The organism is Hydrocoleum sp. CS-953 (genome assembly GCF_002260545.1).
In the GTDB taxonomy this organism is placed as follows: Bacteria; Cyanobacteriota; Cyanobacteriia; order Cyanobacteriales; family Microcoleaceae; genus Trichodesmium.
This window is the reverse complement of the sequence record NZ_LGSU01000667.1, coordinates 1-4,170: the sequence shown is the minus strand read 5'-3', so window position 1 is coordinate 4,170 and position 4,170 is coordinate 1. Positions and strand designations below refer to the sequence as shown.

Annotated in this window: 1 protein-coding gene; it reads right to left on the bottom strand. The window is 33.2% G+C overall.

The genetic code is table 11. The features are described from left to right. Nucleotides 1-956 precede the first annotated feature (956 nt). Nucleotides 957-3,698 (bottom strand): UPF0182 family protein (locus tag AFK68_RS07590; protein WP_143437665.1); only part of this gene is annotated, 2,742 nt, incomplete at its 3' end. Nucleotides 3,699-4,170 lie beyond the last annotated feature (472 nt).

Sequence of the window (4,170 nt, the reverse complement as noted above, 5' to 3'; positions counted from 1 at the left end):
CTCAAAGCCTTACCAATCAATAATGCTTGAATTTTGAGATTGCCACGGCTGTCGCCTCGCAACCTTTCAGGATTTTGACTTCCGCGTAGCGGCACTAGAATATTTCCTTATATTCAATCTGATGGTTTTAAGCAGAGGTAATTCTCCATTATTAATTATCAATTAATGAATGCCATTTTGTCAGTTAAAGTTTTCCCTAAAACCGATAATTTTGTGACCCACCAGTATAAGAATTATTATAATTGATTATAAGGTAATAATTTATAGCAATCGGCGCTTATGTTGTAATATTCTATCCTAGGGATTTGGTTTTCCCATCCCATTTTAGGTTGGGGAAAGGAGACCAAAACTCTACAATTTTTTTTGACAAATAATTTACGATTAGTATAGCTATAGGTTGTCATATTTTATCGTAAGGATTTAGTTTCCCAATCCCATCTTAGCTTCGGTTTAGAGACCAAACCTCTACAATTTTTTTTGACAAATAATTGAGGATTAATATAGCTATAGGTTGTCAGATTCTATCGTCAGAATTTAGTTTCCCAATCCCATCTTAGCTTCAGTTTAGAGACCAAACCTCTACAATTTTTTTTGACAAGTCATTATTTATCTTTTTCAGTAGGAGCTACTGATAACTGTTAACGCAGTTCCTCTGCAAGAGGCTAACTGTTAACGCAGTTCCTCCGTAGGAGGCTAACTGATAACTGAAATAACTCCCTAATACTAATTTTGATTATTTTCTGTTTGGTTTTTTAACTGTTGAAGCAGTCGTTCAAATTCTTGTTTAGATTTACCATATTCTACCCAATTATCTTGTCGTCTTGCTGCTTCAGCTTGACCATAAATTTCTACTATTGTATTAATCAAATCGGAAATATTTTCTGTTTCTGACGTTTTTTCTGTAACTTGAATTTCTGGTTTTTCGACTTCCCCACCAAAAATTGCTGCTAAAGATNGTTTTTTAACTGTTGAAGCAGTCGTTCAAATTCTTGTTTAGATTTACCATATTCTACCCAATTATCTTGTCGTCTTGCTGCTTCAGCTTGACCATAAATTTCTACTATTGTATTAATCAAATCGGAAATATTTTCTGTTTCTGACGTTTTTTCTGTAACTTGAATTTCTGGTTTTTCGACTTCCCCACCAAAAATTGCTGCTAAAGATTGATTGAGAGTTTCTGCCATTACAACTTCTTTGTCATAAGCAACTATTACCCTTTTTAATTCTGGTAATTCTCCCTGTTCAGCTCTGAGGTAAATTGGTTCTACATACATTAATGATTCTTCTATAGGAATTACTAATAAATCTCCACGAATTACTTTTGAACCTTTCTGACTCCATAGAGTTAATTGTTGGGATATTTGAGGGTTTTGGTCGATGCGAGCTTCGATTTGACTAGGACCATAAACTAATTTTTGTTTGGGGAATTCATATAACAATAATTTGCCATAATTTTCTCCATCAGATTGTGCTGACATCCAGGCAATCATATTATCTTTATTGACTGGAGTAAATGGCAAAATTAAAACAAATTCTTCTCCCTTTTGTTCTGGCAAACGCATAATTAAATAGTAGGGTTCCATTAATTGTTTATTCTCTTCATAAATTTCTGTGGGAAACCGCCATAAATCTTCTTGATTGTAAAATAATTGTGGCTCACTCATGTGGTATGACAAATACATCTGAGCCTGAATTTTAAATAGGTCTAAAGGATAACGAAAATGCGCTTTAACATTAGCTGGAATTTCTGATTTTTCTGTGAATAATTGAGGAAATATTTTGCGGTAAGTATTCAGCACTGGGTCATTTTCATCTACTACGAAAAATTTCATTGTACCGTTGTAAGCATCAACCATAACTTTCACAGAATTCCGAATATAATTAACATTTCCTCTTGCTATCCGCTCAATATTGCCTCTATTTAATATTGCTCTAGCATTATTACTCAAATAAAGTGGTTCTGAATAGGGATAGCGATCGCTAACTGTATAAGCATCTAATATCCATTGCATTTTTCCGTCAATCAGAGCAATATAAGGGTCATTATCAAATCTTAAAAAGGGTGCAACTTGCTCTACTCTTTCTTTTATATTTCGATAGTAATGAATTTTTGAATTGTCAGTAAAGTAGCCAGAAATTAAGATATTAATGCTGCTTAAATCATAGGCATAGGCAAGTTTTCGCCACAAAGAATTGATTGCTACTCCCCCCGTACCACTATAAAAAGTAAAGGCATTTTCACCACTCCGAGGATAATCAAATTCTTCGGTACTCATGCCCGTAAAAATATGAGTATCGGTTTTTTCTCCATAGTAAATAGCAGGTTCCTCCACCTGAAGATTTACCTGAGAAACTGGCGGAATATCTTTGATAAATAACACAGGTAAACCATCTGGTTTAACTTCATTTACCGGATTCATTACTAACCCATAACCATGAGTATATTTTAAATGTTTATTTACCCAAGTTTGTGCTTTTCTAGGAACTTGAGAATAAACCATTTCCCTAGGAGAAAGCATTACCTGTCTGTAATTTTCATCAATAGTGTAACGGTCAACATCTACATCATTAAAGCGATAATAAAGTCGAATTTCTTGAAGTTGACGATAGGTGCTAAGAAGTGGTCGATAATCCCAAAGTCTAATATTACGAACAGTGGCTTGATTCTTTTCTAATGTTTGACTATCTAATTCTGATTTAGCTGGAAAACTTTTAGTTTCTACACCATCTAAACCATAAGCTTCACGAGTAAATTTAATATTATTTGCTATGTAGGGTTTTTCCTTTTGCAGTTCGTTAGGATTGACTATAAATTTCTGCTGAAACCCAGGATATAAAACATTGAATAATCCAAAGATAACTATATAAATAACCACCCCATAAGTCGGCAATAGAATATTATTTTTCCAGACAGAAAGTACACAAACTACTGCTAATAATAATGCCATTATTGCCATAACCCAATAGGCAAGAAGTTTAGCATGAACATCTGTATATCCAGCCCCAAAAACTACCCCATTAGAATCAAAAAGTAATTCATAACGTTCCAACCAAAATCCTACTGCAACTAAAATCGTAATTCCAGCAACTAAAAGACTAATATGGGTTTTAATTGAACCTGTTAAGAAATTTTGCCATCTGCGCTGATTAGTAAATTTACCTTTCAAAGCATAAACTACAAGAGCAATAATTAACCCACCAATAAATAGGGTAAATAACCAATCTTTAATTCCTTCATATAAGGGTAATCTAAATAAATAAAAGCCTACATCACTTTGATAAATTGGGTCTTGAATATCAAAATCTACAGCATTTAAGAACTTCAAAAAAGTCTCCCAACCTGGAGATGTAGTTGCTGCTGCACTTAAAGATATCAATAGAATATTTACAATTACAATTGCTTTAGTAAAAATATTACTATAGGGAGCTAATTCAGTTCCTCTCAAAAAACTATATGAGCGATCGCTTGTCAATTTTTCAGCTATCCAATAATTACCCCAAAGAAACAAACAGTAAATAAAAAATGTAGCCACCCAAAGAAATATTTGCCAACTTAATCTTGTCCAAAAAACATCAGCAAAATCAACAGCATTAAACCACCATACTTCAGTTAATAAATGAACTAAAGTTCGAGAAAGGGAAACAACAACTACAAGAATTAAAGTAAATGCAATTATTATGGAATTTTGTATTTTCATAATTCCTCATTGTTTTGTATTAAGAATTCTATTATACTAAATCTGGTTCAGACAGAAGCTTTATTATGAAAGTGCCGATCAAAGTAAGGGTTTGGTGACCAAACCCCTACAGAGGACTAGCTATATTTTCAGTCCCAATTTCAGCCCTCTTTGAAAAAAAATAGCTACATCTTCTTTTCTATTCCCTACTCCCTAATATTAAACATTCAAAGATACTTTTGATAACCCGACTTAGTATTCAAACTTCAATACCCTCATAAATTCAAATTTCACCACCGATAAAAATAGGGGTTTGGTCTCCAAACCCCTACAGAAGACTAGCTATATTTTCAGTCTTAATTTCTTGAAAAAAAATAGCTACATCTTCTTTTCTATTCCCTACTCCCTAATATTAAACATTCAAAGATACTTTTGATAACCCGACTTAGTATTCAAACTTCAATACCCTCATAAATTCAAATTTCACCACCGA